The sequence below is a fragment of the Streptomyces sp. BK022 genome, from assembly GCF_004217355.1.
GTDB lineage: Bacteria > Actinomycetota > Actinomycetes > Streptomycetales > Streptomycetaceae > Streptomyces > Streptomyces griseoluteus.
The window spans coordinates 536620-556121 of record NZ_SHKU01000005.1 but is presented as its reverse complement, the minus strand read 5'-3'; the positions used below and the strand labels follow the sequence as shown (position 1 = coordinate 556121).

Sequence of the window (19502 nt, the reverse complement as noted above, 5' to 3'; positions counted from 1 at the left end):
GCGCCGTCGCCACCCGGCGGCCGGGCGCTGGTAGCCGTGGGGCATGCTGCTCACTCGCCCCGCGCGCCCGCACCCCGCACTCCGGTTCCTCCGGCGCCCGAAGGCGGCCCTGCTCGCCTCGGCCGTCACGGTCTGTCTCGTCGCCGCCGGAGCCCCCGCCGAACCGCTGGGCGTCGGCGACCGGATCTTCCCGGAGCTGGGCAACCCCGGCTACGACGTGGCCGCTTACGACGTCGCCCTCACCTACCCCGGCAGCAACGCCAAGCCGCTCAAGGCCGTCACCACCATCGACGCCCGGCTCACCAGCTCCCTGGACCGGATCAACCTCGACTTCGCGCACGGCACCGTGGAGTCCGTCGAGGTCGACGGCCGCAGTGCCGCCTTCACCAGTGCCGGTGAGGATCTCGTCGTCACCCCGGACCACGCGCTGCCGCTCGGCAGTGTCACCCGCATCACGGTGCGGCACACCAGCGACCCCCGCCCCGCCGGAGACCAGGACGGCGGCTGGGTGCAGACCACCGACGGGCTCGCCATGGCCAACCAGGCCGACGCCGCGCACCTGGTCTTCCCGTGCAACGACCACCCGTCCGACAAGGCGATGTTCACCTTCCACGTCACCGCCCCGGACGGCTACACCGCCGTCGCCAACGGCCTGCCGACGGGCAAGGTCGTGGCGGGCGGCTCCACCACCTGGAGCTACCGCTCCCAGCACCCCATGGCCACCGAACTCGCCCAGGTGTCCATCGGTCACTCCGCCGTCGTCCGGCGCACGGGCCCGCACGGCCTGCCGCTGCGCGACGTGGTGCCCGCCGCCGACAAGAAGGAACTGGAGCCTTGGCTGGCCAAGACACCGGACCAGATCGCGTGGATGGAGAACAAGATCGGCCCCTACCCGTTCGAGACCTACGGCGTGCTGATGGCGCAGGCCAGCACCGGGTTCGAGCTGGAGACGCAGACCCTGTCGCTGTTCGAGAAGGACATCTTCACCGAGCCCGCCTATCCGAAGTGGTACATCGAGTCGGTCATGGTCCACGAGCTGTCCCACCAGTGGTTTGGCGACAGCGTCAGCCCCCGCACCTGGTCCGACGTCTGGCTGAACGAGGGCCACGCCACCTGGTACGAGGCCCTGTACGCGCAGGAGAAGGCGGACCGCCCCCTTCAGGACCGCATGAAGGCCGCCTACGGAGCCTCCGACCGCTGGCGCGCCGCCGGCGGTCCGCCCGCCAGGCCCAAGCCGCCCGCCCTCGGCCAGAAGATCGGCATCTTCCGCCCCAACATCTACGACGGCGCCGCCCTTGTGCTGTTCGCCCTGCGCCAGGAGATCGGCAAGGACGCCTTCGAGCGGCTGGAGAAGGTCTGGGTCCAGGAGAACCGGGACACCAGCGTCGGGACCGCCGACTTCGTCCGGCTCGCCTCCGCCATCGGCGGCCGTGACCTGAGCGGCTTCTTCCAGGACTGGCTGTACGGCGAGAAGACCCCGCCCATGCCCGGCCACCCGGACTGGAAGCAGGTCCCGCCGCCCGCGCCCTCGGACCCGGCGAAGAAGAGCTGACCGCCGGTGTCCGGGCGATATCCCCATGACGCCACGCGCCGCGTCGTGCGACCATCTTTTCGGTCGGCGCGGCGCGGCGCACGGGAATCTCCCGGGGCCCGCACGCGTTGCACCTCATGAACACCGGTCCCTCGCCGACCTCCCGGTCGGCCGACCGCCGGACCGGTCCTCCCCTCGACGTAAGGAACCAATGACCTCCTCTTCTTCCCCTTCACAGGACGCCAAGCGCCTCGCGCACGCCTATCCCGAAGGTCTTCGGGCCGATGCCCTGATGGAAGAGGACGTCGCCTGGAAGCACGACATCGACGGCGAGCGTGACGGCGACCAGTTCGACCGCTCCGAGCGCGCGGCCCTACGCCGCGTGGCGGGGCTGTCCACCGAGCTGGAGGACGTCACCGAGGTCGAGTACCGCCAGCTCCGCCTGGAGCGGGTCGTGCTCGTCGGAGTGTGGACCACCGGCACCGCCCAGGACGCGGACAACTCCCTCGCGGAGCTGGCCGCCCTCGCGGAGACGGCGGGCGCCCTCGTGCTCGACGGCGTGATCCAGCGCCGCGACAAGCCCGACGCGGCCACCTACATCGGCTCAGGCAAGGCCCTGGAGCTGCGTGACGTGGTGATGGAGACCGGCGCGGACACCGTCATCTGCGACGGTGAGCTGAGCCCCGGCCAGCTCATCCAGCTCGAGGACGTCGTCAAGGTCAAGGTCATCGACCGTACGGCCCTGATCCTGGACATCTTCGCCCAGCACGCCAAGTCCCGTGAGGGCAAGGCGCAGGTCGCGCTCGCGCAGATGCAGTACATGCTGCCGAGGCTGCGCGGCTGGGGTCAGTCGCTGTCCCGGCAGATGGGTGGCGGCCGCGGTGGCCTGGCCACGCGTGGTCCCGGTGAGACCAAGATCGAGACGGACCGGCGCCGCATCCGCGAGAAGATGGCGAAGATGCGCCGGGAGATCGCGGAGATGAAGACCGGCCGCGAGATCAAGCGCCAGGAGCGCCGCCGCAACAAGGTGCCCTCCGTCGCCATCGCCGGTTACACCAACGCTGGCAAGTCCTCCCTGCTCAACCGCCTCACGGGCGCGGGGGTCCTGGTGGAGAACGCCCTGTTCGCCACCCTGGACCCGACCGTCCGCCGCGCGGAGACCCCGAGCGGCCGGCTGTACACGCTGGCCGACACCGTGGGCTTCGTCCGGCACCTGCCGCACCACCTGGTCGAGGCGTTCCGTTCCACCATGGAGGAGGTCGGCGACTCCGACCTCATCCTGCACGTGGTGGACGGATCGCACCCGGTCCCGGAGGAGCAGCTCGCCGCCGTGCGCGAGGTGATCCGCGAGGTCGGCGCGACCGGCGTGCCCGAGATCGTCGTGATCAACAAGGCGGACGCGGCCGACCCGCTGGTGCTCCAGCGGCTGCTGCGGGTCGAGAAGCGGTCCATCGCCGTCTCGGCGCGCACCGGCCAGGGTCTGGAGGAGCTGCTCGCCCTGATCGACGAGGAGCTGCCCCGCCCCTCGGTCGAGGTCGAGGCGCTCGTGCCGTACACGCAGGGCAAGCTGGTCGCCCGCGCGCACACCGAGGGCGAGGTGCTCTCCGAGGAGCACACCGCCGAGGGCACCTTGATCAAGGTCCGGGTGCACGCGGAGCTGGCGGCCGACCTGGCCCCGTACACGCCCACCGCGACCGCCTGACCGGCTCTTCCGCCGGAACACGAAGAGGCCCGCCGTCCCCTCGTCACGAGGGGGCGGCGGGCCTTCGTCATGGGTGCGGGCGGCTACCGGTTCGCGAACTTCGCGCTCACCGAGTCGTACACGCCCTTGGCGACCTCGCCGAGCCGGGGACCGGCCAGCCAGCCCGAGGAGGCCGGCCCGATCGAGGTGTTGGAGACCAGCGCGGGCTTGCCGTCGGCACCCTGCTCCACCCAGCCGCCACCGGAGGAACCGCCGGTCATGGTGCAGCCGATGCGGTACATCGTCGGGTCCGCCTTGGCGATCGACAGCCGGCCCGGCTTGTCCTGGCACTGGTACAGCAACTGGCCGTTGTACGGCTCAGCCGCCGGGTAGCCGCTCGCGGTGACCGCGCTCACCTGGGTCGCGGCGGGCGCGGCGAAGTCCACCGGCAGCGCTCCGCCGACCGTCTCCTCCAGCGACTTGCCCCCGTTGCCCTGCTCGGGCGTCACATGGATCACCGCGAAGTCGTAGGACGCGCCGTTGCCACCCGTCTCGCCGCCCCCGTCGATCCACTGCTGGGAGGTCTTGGCCGCGTCGGCCCACCAGACACCGTACGGCGCGACCTGCGCGCGGGAGGCACCCTCCATCTCCGAGGAGGACAGGCTCTGGTTGTTGTACGACGGCACGAAGGCGATGTTGCGGTACCAGCCGCCCTTCTTGCCCGCGTGCACGCAGTGGCCGGCCGTCCAGATCAGGTTGGACTTGCCCGGGTGCGCGGGGTCCTCGACCACCGTGGCCGAGCAGACCATCGTGCCCTTGGGGGAGTCGAAGAACACCTTGCCGGAGGTGGCCGCGTTGGTGTGGTACGGCGGGCGGACCGCCTTGGCCTGCACCGGCTGCGGCTCGGGGTCGGTCACGCCCTGGTCGCCGGAGAGGTCGGTGTCGTCGACCCGCTTGGCCGGGTCGTCGGCTCCCCGCATCCGGTCCTTGTCCCACAGACCGTTGATGATCGGGTTGATGAAGTCGTTCGCCTCGCGCAGCCAGTCGTCCCGGTCCCAGTCCTTCCAGGCGCCGCCCTTCCACTTGTCCATGTCGATGCCGTGCTGGCGGAGCTTGTCCTGAAGGTCCTGCGGGACGCGGACCTTCCCGTCCGAGCCCCGCGCGGTGGAGGACGAGCTGCCGCCGGCGTTGTCGTCACCGTCTCCGCCGCACGCGGTGGCGGTCAGCGCCAGCGCCGAGGCGAGGGCGACGGCCGCCAGCACGCGGGAGGTCCTGCGGGGCGTACCCCTTCCTCGGCGAGCGGTGGACGACGGCCGTATGGAGTGCATGGTGGTGACTCTCCCTGTGGTGAAGGAACATGGCTGGGACGGAACTTGGCGCCTGGGCCCCATACCGGCGGCCAACTCGCTGCGGATCGGCGCCGGTTCCCCGGACTTCCGGGACGGGACCACACACTATGCGCTCGCTGTGGGTGACTTCCGACGGAACCGCAACGGTTGCGTCACGGCAAGGATCTTGGAGCAACCCGTAACCACGCGGCCGGTCGGCTGTTGGTAGCCGTGGGGGACCGCTGCCTGCGCTCGTCCCCGTCGGGCAACTCGCCTCTGGACAGCGGGAGGACAGCGAGCCGTGGCCGTGACCGAGTCGGAGGCCGACAGCACTCACCGGGGAACTCCCGCCGTGCACGAGGGCATTCTCAGGCGCCAGTCGGCGCGCGAGTCCGCCGCGCGCACCTATGCCCGGGCCCTGCCCATCGTGCCCGTGCGGGCGCGTGGCCTCACCATCGAGGGCGCGGACGGCCGCCGATACCTCGACTGCCTCTCCGGCGCCGGGGCGCTGGCCCTCGGCCACAACCACCCCGTGGTGCTGGAGGCCGTCCACAAGGTCCTCGACTCCGGCGCACCCCTCTCCGTGCTGGACCTGGCGACCCCGGTGAAGGACGCCTTCATCACCGAGCTGTTCCGCACCCTGCCGGCCGGGTTCGCCGACCGGGCCCGCGTCCAGTTCTGCGGCCCGGCCGGAACCGACGCCGTCGAGGCCGCCCTCAAGCTGGTCCGGGCGGCCACGGGGCGCGGCGGCATCCTCGCCTTTACCGGCGCCTACCACGGCATGACCGCGGGCGCCCTGGCCGCGTCCGGCGGCGCCCCCGACCTCCAGGTGGGCCGCCTGCCCTATCCGCAGGACTACCGCTGCCCCTTCGGTGTCGGCGGCCCGCGCGGCGCCGAACTCGCCGCCCGCTGGACCGAGTCCGTCCTCGACGACCCCAAGTCGGGCGTGCCCCACCCGGCCGGGATGATCCTCGAACCCGTCCAGGGCGAGGGCGGAGTGATCCCGGCACCGGACGACTGGCTGCGCCGGATGCGCCGGATCACCGCCGACCGGTCGATCCCCCTGATCGCGGACGAGGTCCAGACCGGCGTCGGCCGCACCGGTGCCTTCTGGGCCGTCGACCACAGCGGGATCACCCCCGACGTGATGGTCCTCTCCAAGGCCATCGGCGGCAGCCTCCCGCTGGCGGTCATCGTCTACCGCGAGGAACTCGACGTCTGGCAGCCCGGCGCCCACGCGGGCACCTTCCGGGGCAACCAGCTCGCCATGGCCGCGGGCACCGCCACCCTCGCCCACGTCCGCGAGAACGGCCTGGCCGAACGAGCCGCCACCCTCGGCGCCCGCATGCTGACCCGACTCCGCGAGCTGCAGAACCAGTTCGCCTGCGTCGGAGACGTGCGGGGGCGCGGGCTGATGATCGGGGTCGAGCTGGTCGACCCGGCGAGCGCGCCCGTGCCCCAAGCGTGCGGCTCCGACGCGGACGGCTGGGACTCCGCCAAGCAGCCCCACCCCGCCGACCCCGAACTCGCCGCCGCCGTCCAGCGCGAGTGCCTCGACCGGGGCCTGATCGTGGAACTCGGCGGCCGCCACAACAGTGTCGTACGGCTCCTCCCGCCGCTGACCATCAGCGACGAGCAGGCGTCCGCCGTACTCGACCGCCTCGCCGACGCGGTGACCGCCGCCGACCGCGACCGCCGGCGCACGGGCTAGCCCCCGCACGGCCACCCCACCGCCGACGCGCACTATCCCCGCGCGTCGGCGGAGAGCGGCGAACCCACCTCCCGGCACCGCCACACCGCCACACCACGGCCGCCCCCGGAACCGCGCCCGGCCCACGTCGGCACCCCCTGCTCCCCTCACCGCCCCGCCTCTCCTCCCTCCCGCGCAACCCCTCCGCGACCGAACCCGCACCCGCATCACCCCCGAGGAACTGTCATGAACGCCACCCCCGCACCCGACGGCCGTTCCGAGACCCCCGACGAACCGGCGGACCCCGGCAGCACCCCCGTACCGCTCGCCGAGGCGGTGCCGCACCAGAAGCGGCGCACACCGGTCACCGGAGGGTCCGACGCGCCCGACGCCGACCCGCTGGAGGCCCCCGACCCGCACAGCGCGGCCCAGGCGGCGGCGGTGGAGAACCTCCTGCGCTGCTGGGTACGCGAGACCGGTCTCGCCGCCCCGGACAACGGCCCCCTGCACATCCCGCTTCCGGCCAGCGGCACCGGCCTCGTCACCCCCGTCCGGCACTGGTCCCCGACCGGCTGGCACCGGTTCGGTCCGCCCCGGCTCGCCGACGCCCCCGAGCACGCCCCCTCGGTCGACGCCGTCACCCTCGCCGCCCTCCTCACCCGCGAGAGCCCCGGCCGGACGGACCCCGCCGGACCCCAGGGCACCGCACCGGCGGACGGCGCCGACCTCGTCGCCCGTGTCGCCGACTCACAACGCCGCACCGCCACCTTCCTGCGCGACCGCCGAGCCCACCCCGAGGACGGCCCCGACCTCTTCCTCAGCGCCGAACAGGCCCTCCTCCTCGGCCACCCCCTGCACCCCACCCCGAAGAGCCGCGAGGAACTCACCGACGCCGAGGCCCGGCAGTACGCGCCGGAACGCCGCGGCTCCTTCCCTCTGCACTGGATGGCCGTCGCCCCCTCCCTGCTCGCCTCCGACTCGGCCTGGACCGAAAGCGGCCGCCCCGTCCCCGCCGACCAGCTCCTGCGCCGGCTCGCCGGAATCGACCTGCCCCTGCCCGACGGCTACGGCGCCCTCCCCCTGCACCCCTGGCAGGCCCGCGACGTGCGGCACCGCCCACCGGTCGCCGCCCTGCTGAACTCCGGCCTGCTCCGCGACCTCGGCCCCCTCGGTCCGCCCTGGCACCCCACCTCCTCCGTTCGGACCGTCCACCGCTCGGGCTCACCGGCGATGCTCAAGCTGTCGCTCGGGCTGCGCATCACCAACTCCCGCCGGGAGAACCTGCGCAAGGAACTCCACCGGGGCGTCGAGGTGCACCGGCTGCTGCGCGCCGGGCTGGCGAAGCAGTGGCAGGCCGCCCACCCCGGTTTCGACATCGTCCGCGACCCCGCCTGGCTCGCCGTGGACGCCCCGGACGGACTGCCCGTGCCCGGCCTCGACGTGATGATCAGGCACAACCCCTTCGCCCCCACCGACGACATCGGCTGCGTCGCCGGACTCGTCTCCCCGCGCCCCGACCCCGAGCCGGGTCCGACGGCAGGCTCCGGACTCCTCCGCTCCCGCCTTGCCCGGCTCGTCGCGCGGCTCGCCGCCCGCACCGGCCGTCCGCTGGGCGCGGTCGCCGCCGAGTGGTTCCTGCGCTATCTCGAACAGGTCGTCCGGCCCGTGCTCTGGCTCGACGGCGAGGCGGGGATCGCGCTGGAGGCGCACCAGCAGAACACCCTGCTCCGCCTCGACCAGGACGGCTGGCCGGCCGGTGGCCGCTACCGCGACAACCAGGGCTACTACTTCCGCGAGTCCCGCCGGGGCGCCCTCGACGCCCGGCTGCCGGGCATCGGAGAGCGCAGCGACACCTTCGTCTCCGACGAGGTCACCGACGAACGCTTCGCCTACTACCTCGCCGTCAACAACGTGTTCGGCCTCATCGGGGCCTTCGGCTCCCAGCGCCTGGCCGACGAGCACCTTCTCCTCGCCGCGTTCCGCCGCTTCCTCACCGCCGCCGCCACAGGCCCCGACGCCCAGCGCAGCTCCCTGCCGGGCAACCTGCTCGACTCACCCGTACTGCGCTGCAAGGCCAACCTGCTGACCCGGCTGCACGGCCTGGACGAACTCGTCGGACCTGTGGACACCCAGTCCGTCTACGTCACCATCGCCAACCCCCTGCATTCCTGAACCTCTTCACCGACCCGCCCCATGAGAGGAGCGCGCGTGTCCCTCACCGACACCGGCGCCGCCGAAGTCCAGCACGACCCGGGCGCCCCCGACTGCCCGGGCAGCGCCGACACCGGGGCGAGCGCGCTCCTCTGGGACAGTGAAGAGACACTGGACCTGCGCCTGCCCGCCGAATTCACCGCACTGCGAGCCGCGATGACCGATCAGCCGACCTCGACCTCACCCCGCGACGCGGACCTGCTGGACGGCGTCCATACCTGGGGCCCGACCCCCACCCCTGCGGGCACCTTTGAGCTGGCCCCCCTCCATCTCGACCGCGATCTGCCCCTGATCCAGGGGTGGATGAACGACCCGGCAGTCGCGGAGTTCTGGGAGCTGGCCGGACCCCCGGACCGGACCGAGCGCCACCTCCGCGCCCAGCTCGACGGCGACGGGCGCAGCGTGCCCTGCCTGGGCATGCTCGACGGCACCGCCATGAGCTACTGGGAGATCTACCGGGCCGACCTCGACCCGCTGGCCCGCTTCTACCGGGCGCGCCCGCACGACACGGGTATCCACCTGCTGATCGGGGACGCCGCGCACCGGGGACGAGGGCTCGGCTCCGCCCTGCTCACGGCCGTGGCCGAGCTGGTCATGGAACGCCGCCGCGCCTGCACACGCGTCGTCGCGGAACCGGACATGCGCAACACCCCCTCGGTGACTGCCTTCGGCAAGGCCGGGTTCCGGTGCCGGGCGGAGGTCGATCTGCCCGGCAAGCGGGCCGCCCTCATGATCCGGGACCGGGCCCGGCACGAACTCTCGTAGCACCACGTGACCGGGTGCTCACCTGTTGTACGCGTGGTGGCCCCGCCGAGTTCCCGCTTCCGCGGAGAAAAGTTCAGGAGTTCGGAAGTGTTCGCATCCCGCTCCGGCCGCCCCGGCGGGCGCGCACGATTGTCAGTGCGGGGCCGTAGGGTGGTCGGGCTATGACGAAGCCCTCACTCCCCGAACTCCTCCACGCCGCCGTCTCCGCCGTCGGCGGCACGGAGCGCCCCGGCCAGGTGACCATGGCCGAAGCGGTCGCCGAGGCGATCGACGACACCTCCCATCTGCTGGTCCAGGCCGGCACCGGCACCGGTAAGTCGCTCGGTTACCTCGTGCCCGCGCTCGCACACGGGGAGCGGGTCGTCGTCGCCACCGCCACCCTCGCGCTCCAGCGCCAGCTCGTGGAGCGCGACCTGCCCCGCACGGTCGACGCCCTGCACCCCCTGCTGCGGCGCCGGCCGGAGTTCGCCATGCTCAAGGGCCGCTCCAACTACCTGTGCCTGCACCGGCTGCACGAGGGCATGCCGCAGGACGAGGAGGACGGGCTCTTCGACCAGTTCGAGGCGGCCGCCCCCACCAGCAAGCTGGGCCAGGACCTGCTCCGGCTGCGCGACTGGTCCGACGAGACGGAGAACGGCGACCGGGACGACCTCACGCCGGGCGTCTCCGACCGGGCCTGGGCCCAGGTGTCGGTGTCGTCGCGCGAGTGCCTCGGCGCCTCGAAGTGCGCGTACGGGGCCGAGTGCTTCGCCGAGCTGGCCCGTGAGCGCGCCAAGCTCGCGGACGTCGTGGTGACCAACCACGCGCTGCTGGCGATCGACGCCATCGAGGGTGCCCCGGTGCTGCCGCAGCACGAGGTGCTGATCGTGGACGAGGCACACGAACTCGTCTCCCGGGTCACCGGCGCCGCCACCGGCGAGCTCACCCCCGGCCAGGTCAACCGCGCGGTCCGCCGCTCGGCCAAGCTCGTCAACGAGAAGGCCGCCGACCAGCTCCAGACCGCCGCCGAGGGCTTCGAGCGGCTGATGGAGCTGGCCCTGCCGGGCCGCCTGGAGGAGATCCCGGAAGACCTCGGCTACGCTCTGGCCGCCCTGCGCGACGCGGCCCGCACGGTGATCACCGCGCTCGGCTCGACGCGCGACAAGTCCGTCCAGGACGAGGACGCCGTCCGCAAGCAGGCGGTGGCCTCGGTCGAGACGGTGTACGCCGTCGCCGAGCGGGTGCTGAACGGCTCGGAGTGGGACGTCGTCTGGTACGAGCGCCACGACCGCTTCGGCGCCTCCCTGCGGGTCGCCCCGATGTCGGTCTCCGGGCTGCTCCGCGAGAAGCTCTTCACCGACCGCAGCGTCGTCCTCACCTCGGCGACCCTGAAGCTCGGCGGCGACTTCAACGGGGTCGGCGCCTCGCTGGGCCTGGCTCCGGAGGGCACCGAGGGCGACGACCTGCCGCAGTGGAAGGGCGTCGACGTCGGCTCACCCTTCGACTACCCCAAGCAGGGCATCCTCTACATCGCCAAGCACCTGGCCCGCCCCGCCCGGGACGGCGACCGCGGCGACATGCTCGACGAGCTGACCGAGCTGATCCAGGCCGCCGGCGGCCGCACGCTCGGCCTGTTCTCCTCGATGCGGGCCGCGCAGCTCGCGGCGGAGGAACTGCGGGTGCGCATCCCCGAGTTCCCCATCCTCCTCCAGGGCGAGGAGACACTCGGCGAGCTGATCAAGAACTTCGCTGCCGACCCCCGTACCTGTCTCTTCGGCACGCTGTCGCTGTGGCAGGGCGTGGATGTGCCGGGACCCAGCTGTCAGCTCGTGGTCATGGACAAGATTCCGTTCCCGCGCCCCGACGACCCGCTGATGAGCGCTCGCCAGAAGGCCGTGGAGGACGCGGGCGGCAACGGCTTCATGGCGGTCGCCGCCACCCATGCCGCCCTGCTCATGGCCCAGGGCGCGGGCCGGCTTGTCCGGGCGTCCGGGGACCGTGGCGTCGTCGCGGTCCTGGACCAGCGGCTGGCGACCGCTCGCTACGGCTCGTACCTGAAGGCGTCGCTGCCCGACTTCTGGACCACGACCGACCGCAATCAGGTACGCAAGTCGCTCGCGGCGATCGACGCGATGGCCAAGCAGGCCGAGGAGGAGTCAGCCGGAGGCGGCGACGCGCCGGCTTGACGGGCCCGCTCCCGCCGCCGACGGCAATGGCAGGGCCCCGGAACCGGCGCAGGGGTTCCGGGGCCCGGTGCGGGGGGACGGGCCGGGGGCCTGTCCGGTGCGGGCGTCACACGCGGCGGAGCACCGCGACGACCTTGCCGAGGATGGTGGCGTCGTCGCCGGGGATGGGCTCGTAGGCCGCGTTGTGCGGGAGGAGCCAGACATGGCCGTCCTCGCGCTTGAAGCGCTTGACCGTGGCCTCCCCGTCGAGCATGGCGGCCACGATGTCGCCGTTCTCCGCGACGGGCTGGCGGCGGACCGTGACCCAGTCGCCGTCGCAGATCGCGGCCTCGATCATCGAGTCGCCGACGACCTTGAGGACGAACAGCTCACCGTCGCCGACGAGCTGCCGGGGGAGGGGGAAGACGTCCTCGACGGACTCCTCCGCGAGGATCGGACCACCGGCCGCGATGCGGCCGACCAGCGGGACGTACGACGCGGCGGGCTTGCCGGCGGTGTCCGTGGGCTGCACGCTGACCGCCTGGTCGGAGCCGCGCACCTCGTAGGCGCGGGGCCGGTGCGGGTCGCGGCGCAGGAAGCCCTTGCGCTCCAGGGCCATGAGCTGGTGTGCGACCGAGGAGGTGCTGGAGAGGCCGACCGCCTGGCCGATCTCCCGCATGGACGGCGGGTAGCCTCGACGCTGCACGGAGTCCCGGATGACCTCGATCACCCGGCGCTGTCGGTCGGTGAGCCCCGAGCTGTCCGCGCGGATGCCTGGAGGTCGGCCCGGCAGGGAGCGCTTGTGGCCCTCGGGCGCGGCTTCGTTCATCGCGTGCACCGACTCCACCCGGCCCTGGGAGCGGTCCTGGGCGGTGATGGCGGCACTGTCTGCGGTCGTGGTCACGTCGGCCCCTCTCGATGGTCTCCCTGCTGCACAACGGTAGTAGCTTTCGAAAGGTTGCGCCAAACACACGTTCGAGTGAAAAAGTGCGATTCGCCTGACGCGATCAAGTGTCCGGGTGTATAGCTTTCGCGGCGTCCGGCGGGCAAAAGGGGCCATTGTTGTACTCTTCACCGCCGGGGCGGATGGCCTCGCGGCCGTCGCCAGTGTGCCATTCGAACGGTGACGGGCCGATGGCCGGGTCCATCGGGGGTGTGTCCCCGCCGTGATCCCCGGAGCCTTCGCGCGTTTTCACGGTATCCCCGTGGACGCGCGTGGCCGTGCGGAACGCTCTTGCGTGTCGCCTCGGCGCCTTGTCGGCGCCCTCGCGGACCACTCCCGGCAGCTCCGTCCACAGCGACACGCGCGTCCACCGCGAAATCTAGGCCATCCCTACATGTAGTGGTGAAGCGGCTACAGGCCCCCACAAGTTGTGGTTGATCTTGGACCCCCGGTCTTCCGGGGCTCTTGGATCGCCTATGCTTGGGGCTGCTTCGTGAGGCCCCTGAGGTCCGGCGAGGCCATCGAGTCTGCTGTGAGGAGGGTTGGAGATCATGCACTGCCCCTTCTGCAGGCACCCCGACAGCCGGGTGGTCGACAGTCGTACGACCGACGACGGCACGTCGATCCGCAGGCGCCGCCAGTGCCCCGACTGCTCCCGTCGTTTCACGACCGTGGAGACGTGTTCGCTCATGGTGGTGAAGCGGTCCGGCGTCACCGAGCCGTTCAGCCGCACCAAGGTGATCAACGGTGTGCGCAAGGCGTGCCAGGGGCGTCCCGTGACCGAGGACGCGCTCGCCCAGCTCGGCCAGCGGGTCGAGGAGGCGGTGCGGGCCACCGGGAGTGCCGAGCTGACCACCCACGACGTGGGGCTGGCCATACTCGGCCCGTTGCAGGAGCTCGACCTCGTCGCCTATCTGCGGTTCGCCTCGGTCTACCGGGCGTTCAATTCGCTGGAGGACTTCGAGGCCGCCATCGCCGAACTGCGCGAGGCGACGCCGGACCCCGCCGCGGACGACGGACACGTCGAGGACGCGGCCTCGGGGAGCCAGGAAGACCAGAGCGGAACGGGACGGACCACCCAGGTCCCCGTGCCCGCCCGCGCCGCCGACTGACCGGCCGGCGCACCGAAGACCTGTCGCGGGTCGCAACCGAGGGTGCCCGCGGCACCAGACAGAACACGTGCCCTGGGAACATCGGGGCATTTCAGGGCGTTTTCGCCCGTACATGGGAGGCGGCATGACAGAGACGGCGAGCGGTCCGGCACGAGGTTCCCGCACCAAGGGCACCAAGGCCGGCAAGGGGCTGCGTATCGAGCGCATCCACACCACCCCCGGCGTGCACCCGTACGACGAGGTGGCGTGGGAGCCCCGTGACGTCGTCATGACCAACTGGCGCGACGGCTCGATCAACTTCGAGCAGCGTGGCGTCGAGTTCCCCGACTTCTGGTCGGTGAACGCGGTCAACATCGTCACCAGCAAGTACTTCCGGGGCGCCGTGGGCACCCCGCAGCGCGAGACCGGGCTCAAGCAGCTCATCGACCGCATCGTGAAGACGTACCGCAAGGCCGGCGAGGACCACTCCTACTTCGCCTCGCCCGCCGATGCCGAGATCTTCGAGCACGAGCTGGCCTACGCCCTGCTGCACCAGATCTTCAGCTTCAACAGCCCGGTCTGGTTCAACGTCGGCACGCCGCAGCCCCAGCAGGTCTCCGCCTGCTTCATCCTGTCCGTCGACGACTCCATGGAGTCGATCCTCGACTGGTACAAGGAAGAGGGCATGATCTTCAAGGGCGGTTCGGGCGCCGGTCTGAACCTGTCCCGCATCCGCTCCTCCAAGGAGCTGCTCTCCTCGGGCGGCAACGCCTCCGGTCCCGTCTCCTTCATGCGCGGCGCCGACGCCTCCGCCGGAACCATCAAGTCCGGTGGCGCCACCCGCCGCGCGGCCAAGATGGTCGTCCTCGACGTCGATCACCCCGACATCGAGGACTTCATCCAGACGAAGGTCAGCGAGGAGGAGAAGATCCGCGTCCTGCGCGACGCGGGCTTCGACATGGACCTGGGCGGCGACGACATCACGTCCGTCCAGTACCAGAACGCCAACAACTCGGTCCGCGTGAACGACGAGTTCATGCGCGCGGTCGAGAACGGCACCGACTTCGGCCTGCGGGCCCGCATGACCGGTGAGGTCATCGAGGAGGTCGACGCCAAGGCGCTCTTCCGCAAGATCGCCGAGGCGGCCTGGGCCTGTGCCGACCCGGGCATCCAGTACGACGACATGATCAACAACTGGCACACCTGCCCCGAGTCCGGCCGGATCACCGCGTCGAACCCGTGCAGCGAGTACATGCACCTGGACAACACGTCCTGCAACCTCGCGTCGCTGAACCTGATGAAGTTCCTGAAGGACGACGGCAAGGGCAACCAGTCCTTCGAGACCGAGCGCTTCCAGAAGGTCGTCGAGCTGGTCATCACCGCGATGGACATCTCGATCTGCTTCGCGGACTTCCCCACCGAGAAGATCGGCGAGAACACCCGCGCCTTCCGCCAGCTCGGCATCGGCTACGCCAACCTCGGCGCCCTGCTGATGGCGACCGGCCACGCGTACGACTCCGACGGCGGCCGCGCCCTCGCCGGTGCCATCACCTCCCTGATGACCGGCACCGCCTACCGCCGCTCCGCCGAACTGGCCGCCGTCGTCGGCCCGTACGACGGCTACGCCCGCAACGCCGACGCCCACAAGCGCGTGATGAAGCAGCACGCCGACGCCAACGCCGTGGCCGTCCACATGGACGACCTGGACAACCCGGTGTGGGCCGCCGCCACCGAGGCGTGGCAGGACGTGGTGCGCCTGGGCGAGAAGAACGGTTTCCGTAACTCGCAGGCGTCCGTGCTCGCCCCGACCGGCACCATCGGTCTGGCGATGTCCTGCGACACCACCGGTGTCGAGCCGGACCTCGCGCTGGTGAAGTTCAAGAAGCTCGTCGGCGGCGGCTCGATGCAGATCGTCAACGGCACCGTGCCGCAGGCCCTGCGCCGCCTGGGCTACCAGGAGGAGCAGATCGAGGCGGTCGTCGCCCACATCGCCGAGAACGGCAATGTGATCGACGCCCCCGGTCTCAAGCCCGAGCACTACGAGGTGTTCGACTGCGCCATGGGCGAGCGGGCCATCTCCCCGATGGGCCACGTCCGCATGATGGCCGCGATCCAGCCCTGGATCTCCGGCGCCATCTCCAAGACGGTCAACATGCCGGAGACGGCGACCGTCGAGGAGGTCGAGGAGATCTACTTCGAGGCGTGGAAGCTGGGCGTCAAGGCGCTCGCCATCTACCGCGACAACTGCAAGGTCGGCCAGCCGCTCTCCGCCAAGAAGAAGGAGGCGGAGAAGGCCGAGGTCACCGGCAAGGCCGAGGCGACCATCCGCGAGGCCGTGGAGAAGGTCGTCGAGTACCGCCCGGTCCGCAAGCGTCTGCCCAAGGGCCGTCCCGGCATCACCACGTCCTTCACGGTCGGCGGCGCCGAGGGCTACATGACGGCCAACTCCTACCCGGACGACGGTCTCGGCGAGGTCTTCCTGAAGATGTCCAAGCAGGGCTCGACGCTCGCGGGCATGATGGACGCCTTCTCCATCGCCGTGTCGGTGGGCCTCCAGTACGGCGTGCCGCTGGAGACCTACGTCTCGAAGTTCACCAACATGCGCTTCGAGCCGGCCGGTATGACGGACGACCCGGACGTGCGGATGGCGCAGTCGATCGTCGACTACATCTTCCGCCGCCTGGCGCTGGACTTCCTGCCCTTCGAGACCCGCTCCGCGCTCGGCATCCACTCCGCCGAGGAGCGTCAGCGTCACCTGGAGACCGGTTCGTACGAGCCGTCCCTCGAGGAGGACGAGGTCGACGTCGAGGGTCTGGCCCAGTCCGCCCCGCGTCACACCGAGCTGACGGCCGTGGCCACGCCCCGCGCCGAGTCGGAGGCCGCCAAGCCGGCCCCCAAGCAGGCTCACACCAGCGCCGAGCTGGTCGAGATGCAGCTCGGCATCCAGGCCGACGCCCCGCTCTGCTTCTCCTGCGGCACCAAGATGCAGCGCGCCGGCTCCTGCTACATCTGCGAGGGCTGCGGCTCGACCAGCGGTTGCAGCTGATCAACGGCTGAGCCCGTGACACGGGCCCGGTGAAGGGGCGTCGGCCGGTGGGCCGGCGCCCCTTTCGCGGTCGGGGTGCTCACGTACGGCGTTTGGAGCCCATGACCCGGGTGAACGTGGCCGGGTCCTCGTCGAAGCCGTGGACGCCCGGGTGGAAGGTCCACTCGCCGGAGGCGTCGCGGGTGAACTCGGCGACCACGGCTGCCGTGGCGTCCCGGGCGGTGGTGAAGTCGGCTTCGAAGAGGGTCGTGTAGCCCTCCGCGACGCGGACCGCGGGGTTCAGGACCGAGGCGAACGTGATGCGGTGCTGGCTCTGCTGGATGACGACGCCGACCACCACGCGCGTGTAGCGGGCGTCCAGGCGGCCGAGTTCGAGCTTCATGACCTCGTCCCAGCCGAACCCCTTGCCGTCGGGGCTGTCCCGGTTGAGGAAGATCGTGCCGTCGGGGGAGCGGCTGTCGAAGTGCACCAGATAGGCCGGTTCCCCGTACGCGTCCGCCGCCGTGAACGTCGCGGCGACGACGTCCAGGTCGGAGGGCGGCCGTCCCGCCGGACTGGGGTCCCACTTGAGCGCGACCTCGACCTCGCGGATTCCCTTGCTGACCCCGGTCACCGGGCCTCCCCTTCCCCCTGCAGCGCCATCATCCCCAACTCCCTTGTCCCTGGGACTTTTTCCCATCGTGTCACGCATATGACACCGGTGCGCGGGCGAACTCCGCCAGAGCGTGACCGACGCCACGCCCGGTGGCCTTACGATGGCGCGGTGCTGGTCAAGTGGATTCGCTGCACCGTGGTGGACCGTCGCGGGTTCGAGCGCGGGCAGCGGAAATGGGCGGGGCTTCTGGGGGAGCCGGGGTTTCGGGGACAGGGCGGAGGCTGGAGCCGGCACCGGCCGGGGGTGGCGCACATCTTCGCCTTCTGGGAGAGCCGCGCCTTCTACGACTCCTTCATGGCCCGCTCGCACGACCGGCTGGCCGCGTCGCAGTCCGGCACGTTCAAGGACTCCCAGGCCAAGCTGTTCGAGTACCGCTTCGACGTGAAGACCGGCTTCGAACCCCGGTTCACCGACGCCGACCTGGTCCGGGTCGCCCTGTGCCGGGTCCACGAGGAGCGCGTCGAGCACTTCACGCTGATGCAGGAGAAGGTCTGGAACCCGGCGATGGCGGGCTCTCCCGGCATGATCCGGGGCATGTTCGGCGAGGCGGCCGAACACGACTTCCTGGTGTTGTCGATGTGGCGCGCGGCGGCCGAACACGGAAAGTACCGCGCCGAACGCGTGGAGCGGCTGGCCCTGCGCGCCCAGACCGAGGCCGACATCGCCTCCCTCACCGGCGACATCGTGGAACTGGAGCCCTCCTGGACGGTCTGAACCGGGCGAGCGGTGTGACCTACACCGTATGAGGGCCGTACGAGTGCACGACGCCGCCCCGCTCCCCGTAGGGTTTCCGACATGGCACGACCACGGCGCATCGTTCTTGTCCGGCACGGGGAGTCAGTGGGCAATGTCGATGACTCCGTGTACGAGCGCGAGCCCGACCACGCCCTGGCGCTCACCGACCGCGGCCGCGAGCAGGCGGAGGAGACCGGCAAGCACCTGCGGGAGATCTTCGGCGACGAACGCGTGAGCGTCTACGTCTCCCCGTACCGCCGCACCCACGAGACGTTCGACGCCTTCCGGCTCGACCCGGACCTCATACGCGTGCGCGAGGAGCCCCGGCTGCGCGAGCAGGACTGGGGCAACTGGCAGGAACGCGACGACGTGAAGCTCCAGAAGGCGTACCGGGACGCGTACGGGCACTTCTTCTTCCGCTTCCCGCAGGGCGAGTCGGGCGCCGATGTGTACGACCGCGTCGGCGGGTTCCTGGAGAGCCTGTTCCGCAGCTTCGAGGAGCCCGACCATCCGCCGAACGTCCTCCTGGTGACGCACGGCCTGGCGATGCGGCTGTTCTGCATGCGGTGGTTCCACTGGACGGTGGCCGACTTCGAGTCCCTGTCGAATCCGGGGAACGCCGAGGTGCGCATGCTCGTTCTCGGCGAGGACGGCAAATACGCCCTGGACAAGCCCTTCGAGCGGTGGCGGGAGCCGGTCCCGCACTGGATCGACGGATAGGCTGGCGGGAAGATGATCCCTGAATCCTCCCCCCTCCCCTCCGGGCGCCTGGAGCGCGCCCTGGCCAGTCTGCGCGGCCTCGCGGTCGGTGACGCGCTCGGCTCCCAGTTCTTCGTCCCGGCCAACCACGCGCGCCTCAAGCGCCGCGAACTGCCCGCCGGGCCCTGGCAGTGGACCGACGACACGGAGATGGCCTGCTCCGTCGTCTCGGTCCTCGCCGCCCACCAGATGGTCCACCAGGACGAACTGGCCCGGTCCTTCGCCGATCACCACGACTTCGACCGGGGCTACGGTCCCGCCGTGAACCGCCTCCTCCGGCTCGTCCGCGAGGGCGCCGACTGGCGTGAACTCGCCGCCCAGCTCTTCGACGGCCGGGGCTCCTGGGGCAACGGCGCCGCGATGCGCATCGCGCCCCTGGGCGCCTGGTACGCCGACGACCCCGAGCAGGCGACCCACCAGGCCGAGATCTCCGCCTACGTCACCCATCAGCACCGCGAGGCGGTGGCCGGCGCGATGGCCGTGGCCGCCGCCGCGGCGCTGGCGGCCGTCCCGGGCGGCCCGCCGGCTCCCGAGGCCCTGCTGGACGGCGTGATCGCGCTGGTGCCCCGGAGCGCCGTGGGCGCCGGTCTGCGCCGCGCGCGGGACATGCTCGACTACGGGGACGCGGCCACCGTGGCGGCCGTCCTCGGCTGTGGGCGCCGGACCAGCGCGCACGACACCGTCCCCTTCGCCCTGTGGTCGGCCGCGCGGGCCCTCGGAGACTTCGAGGATGCCTTCTGGACGACCGCACAGGTCGGCGGTGACGTGGACACGACCTGCGCGATCGTCGGCGGCGTCCTGGCCGCCGGCGCGGCGGGGGCCCCGCCCGCCAAGTGGCTGGAGCGGACCGAGTCGCTGCCGGAATGGGTGCCGGGCCGCGTGTGACGCGCGGGTCGCCGCTGTGATGTTTCCGGCAAGGAGGG

14 protein-coding genes are annotated in these 19502 nt (G+C 71.4%); 11 read left to right on the top strand and 3 right to left on the bottom strand.

What is annotated here, in order from left to right; genetic code table 11:
- Positions 1–43 precede the first annotated feature (43 nt).
- Together EV284_RS23505 and hflX are read left to right on the top strand one after the other, a co-directional pair.
- A complete protein-coding gene (locus EV284_RS23505) occupies positions 44–1552 on the top strand; it encodes a M1 family metallopeptidase (protein ID WP_130337378.1) in 1509 nt (502 codons plus the stop codon).
- A 190-nt stretch (positions 1553–1742) separates the two neighbouring features.
- Positions 1743–3233, top strand: a complete 1491-nt coding sequence (hflX, locus tag EV284_RS23500; RefSeq protein ID WP_130337376.1) for a GTPase HflX — start codon at positions 1743–1745, stop codon at positions 3231–3233.
- Between the two features lie 83 nt (positions 3234–3316).
- Here the strand turns inward: hflX and EV284_RS23495 are convergent, their stop codons facing one another.
- Positions 3317–4540 carry a hypothetical protein gene (locus EV284_RS23495; RefSeq protein ID WP_207229111.1) on the bottom strand — a complete coding sequence of 408 codons (1224 nt, stop codon included), beginning with the start codon at positions 4538–4540 and terminating at the stop codon, positions 3317–3319.
- 301 nt (positions 4541–4841) lie between these two features.
- Between EV284_RS23495 and EV284_RS23490 the strand changes: the two genes are divergently transcribed.
- The 4 genes from EV284_RS23490 to EV284_RS23475 all read left to right on the top strand — a co-directional run bounded on the left by EV284_RS23490 (position 4842) and on the right by EV284_RS23475 (position 11371).
- On the top strand, positions 4842–6251 hold the full coding sequence (locus EV284_RS23490) for a diaminobutyrate--2-oxoglutarate transaminase family protein (RefSeq protein WP_130337374.1): 1410 nt from the start codon (positions 4842–4844) through the stop codon (positions 6249–6251).
- A 225-nt stretch (positions 6252–6476) separates the two neighbouring features.
- Positions 6477–8402: an IucA/IucC family protein gene (locus EV284_RS23485; protein WP_130337372.1), complete on the top strand. Its 1926-nt coding sequence runs from the start codon at positions 6477–6479 to the stop codon at positions 8400–8402.
- Positions 8403–8438: 36 nt separating this feature from the next.
- Positions 8439–9206, top strand: a complete 768-nt coding sequence (locus EV284_RS23480) for a GNAT family N-acetyltransferase (RefSeq protein WP_242625795.1) — start codon at positions 8439–8441, stop codon at positions 9204–9206.
- 161 nt (positions 9207–9367) lie between these two features.
- Positions 9368–11371: an ATP-dependent DNA helicase gene (locus tag EV284_RS23475; RefSeq protein WP_130337368.1), complete on the top strand. Its 2004-nt coding sequence runs from the start codon at positions 9368–9370 to the stop codon at positions 11369–11371.
- Positions 11372–11477: 106 nt separating this feature from the next.
- Here EV284_RS23475 and lexA read toward each other — a convergent pair whose 3' ends face one another.
- Complete coding sequence (gene lexA, locus EV284_RS23470) at positions 11478–12254, bottom strand: transcriptional repressor LexA (protein ID WP_130337366.1); 777 nt, start codon at positions 12252–12254, stop codon at positions 11478–11480.
- A 590-nt stretch (positions 12255–12844) separates the two neighbouring features.
- On the opposite strand from lexA, the gene nrdR reads away from it, so the two are divergent.
- On the top strand, positions 12845–13405 hold the full coding sequence (gene nrdR / locus EV284_RS23465; protein ID WP_130337364.1) for a transcriptional regulator NrdR: 561 nt from the start codon (positions 12845–12847) through the stop codon (positions 13403–13405).
- Positions 13406–13529: 124 nt separating this feature from the next.
- Positions 13530–16430: a vitamin B12-dependent ribonucleotide reductase gene (locus EV284_RS23460; protein ID WP_130337362.1), complete on the top strand. Its 2901-nt coding sequence runs from the start codon at positions 13530–13532 to the stop codon at positions 16428–16430.
- Positions 16431–16509: 79 nt separating this feature from the next.
- Here the strand turns inward: EV284_RS23460 and EV284_RS23455 are convergent, their stop codons facing one another.
- A complete protein-coding gene (locus EV284_RS23455) occupies positions 16510–17043 on the bottom strand; it encodes a TerD family protein (RefSeq protein WP_130337360.1) in 534 nt (177 codons plus the stop codon).
- Between the two features lie 150 nt (positions 17044–17193).
- On the opposite strand from EV284_RS23455, the gene EV284_RS23450 reads away from it, so the two are divergent.
- The 3 genes from EV284_RS23450 (at position 17194) to EV284_RS23440 (ending at position 19464) form a co-directional block, all read left to right on the top strand.
- A complete protein-coding gene (locus EV284_RS23450) occupies positions 17194–17799 on the top strand; it encodes a YdbC family protein (RefSeq protein WP_130337358.1) in 606 nt (201 codons plus the stop codon).
- A gap of 81 nt (positions 17800–17880) precedes the next feature.
- Entirely contained in the window at positions 17881–18540 is a 660-nt protein-coding gene (locus EV284_RS23445) for a histidine phosphatase family protein (protein WP_130337356.1), read from the top strand.
- Between the two features lie 12 nt (positions 18541–18552).
- The gene (locus EV284_RS23440; protein WP_130337354.1) at positions 18553–19464 is read left to right on the top strand and encodes an ADP-ribosylglycohydrolase family protein; all 912 of its coding nucleotides are present in this window, start codon (positions 18553–18555) and stop codon (positions 19462–19464) included.
- The last annotated feature ends 38 nt before the right edge of the window (positions 19465–19502 follow it).

Bases quoted from the DNA above. Each gene is read 5' to 3' on its own strand.
- nrdR (WP_130337364.1), top strand. From the start codon at position 12,845: ATGCACTGCCCCTTCTGCAGGCACCCCGACAGCCGGGTGGTCGACAGT.
- EV284_RS23495 (WP_207229111.1), bottom strand. From the start codon at position 4,540: ATGCACTCCATACGGCCGTCGTCCACCGCTCGCCGAGGAAGGGGTACG.
- EV284_RS23485 (WP_130337372.1), top strand. From the start codon at position 6,477: ATGAACGCCACCCCCGCACCCGACGGCCGTTCCGAGACCCCCGACGAA.
- EV284_RS23460 (WP_130337362.1), top strand. From the start codon at position 13,530: ATGACAGAGACGGCGAGCGGTCCGGCACGAGGTTCCCGCACCAAGGGC.
- EV284_RS23445 (WP_130337356.1), top strand. From the start codon at position 17,881: ATGGCACGACCACGGCGCATCGTTCTTGTCCGGCACGGGGAGTCAGTG.
- EV284_RS23475 (WP_130337368.1), top strand. From the start codon at position 9,368: ATGACGAAGCCCTCACTCCCCGAACTCCTCCACGCCGCCGTCTCCGCC.
- EV284_RS23505 (WP_130337378.1), top strand. From the start codon at position 44: ATGCTGCTCACTCGCCCCGCGCGCCCGCACCCCGCACTCCGGTTCCTC.
- hflX (WP_130337376.1), top strand. From the start codon at position 1,743: ATGACCTCCTCTTCTTCCCCTTCACAGGACGCCAAGCGCCTCGCGCAC.
- EV284_RS23440 (WP_130337354.1), top strand. From the start codon at position 18,553: ATGATCCCTGAATCCTCCCCCCTCCCCTCCGGGCGCCTGGAGCGCGCC.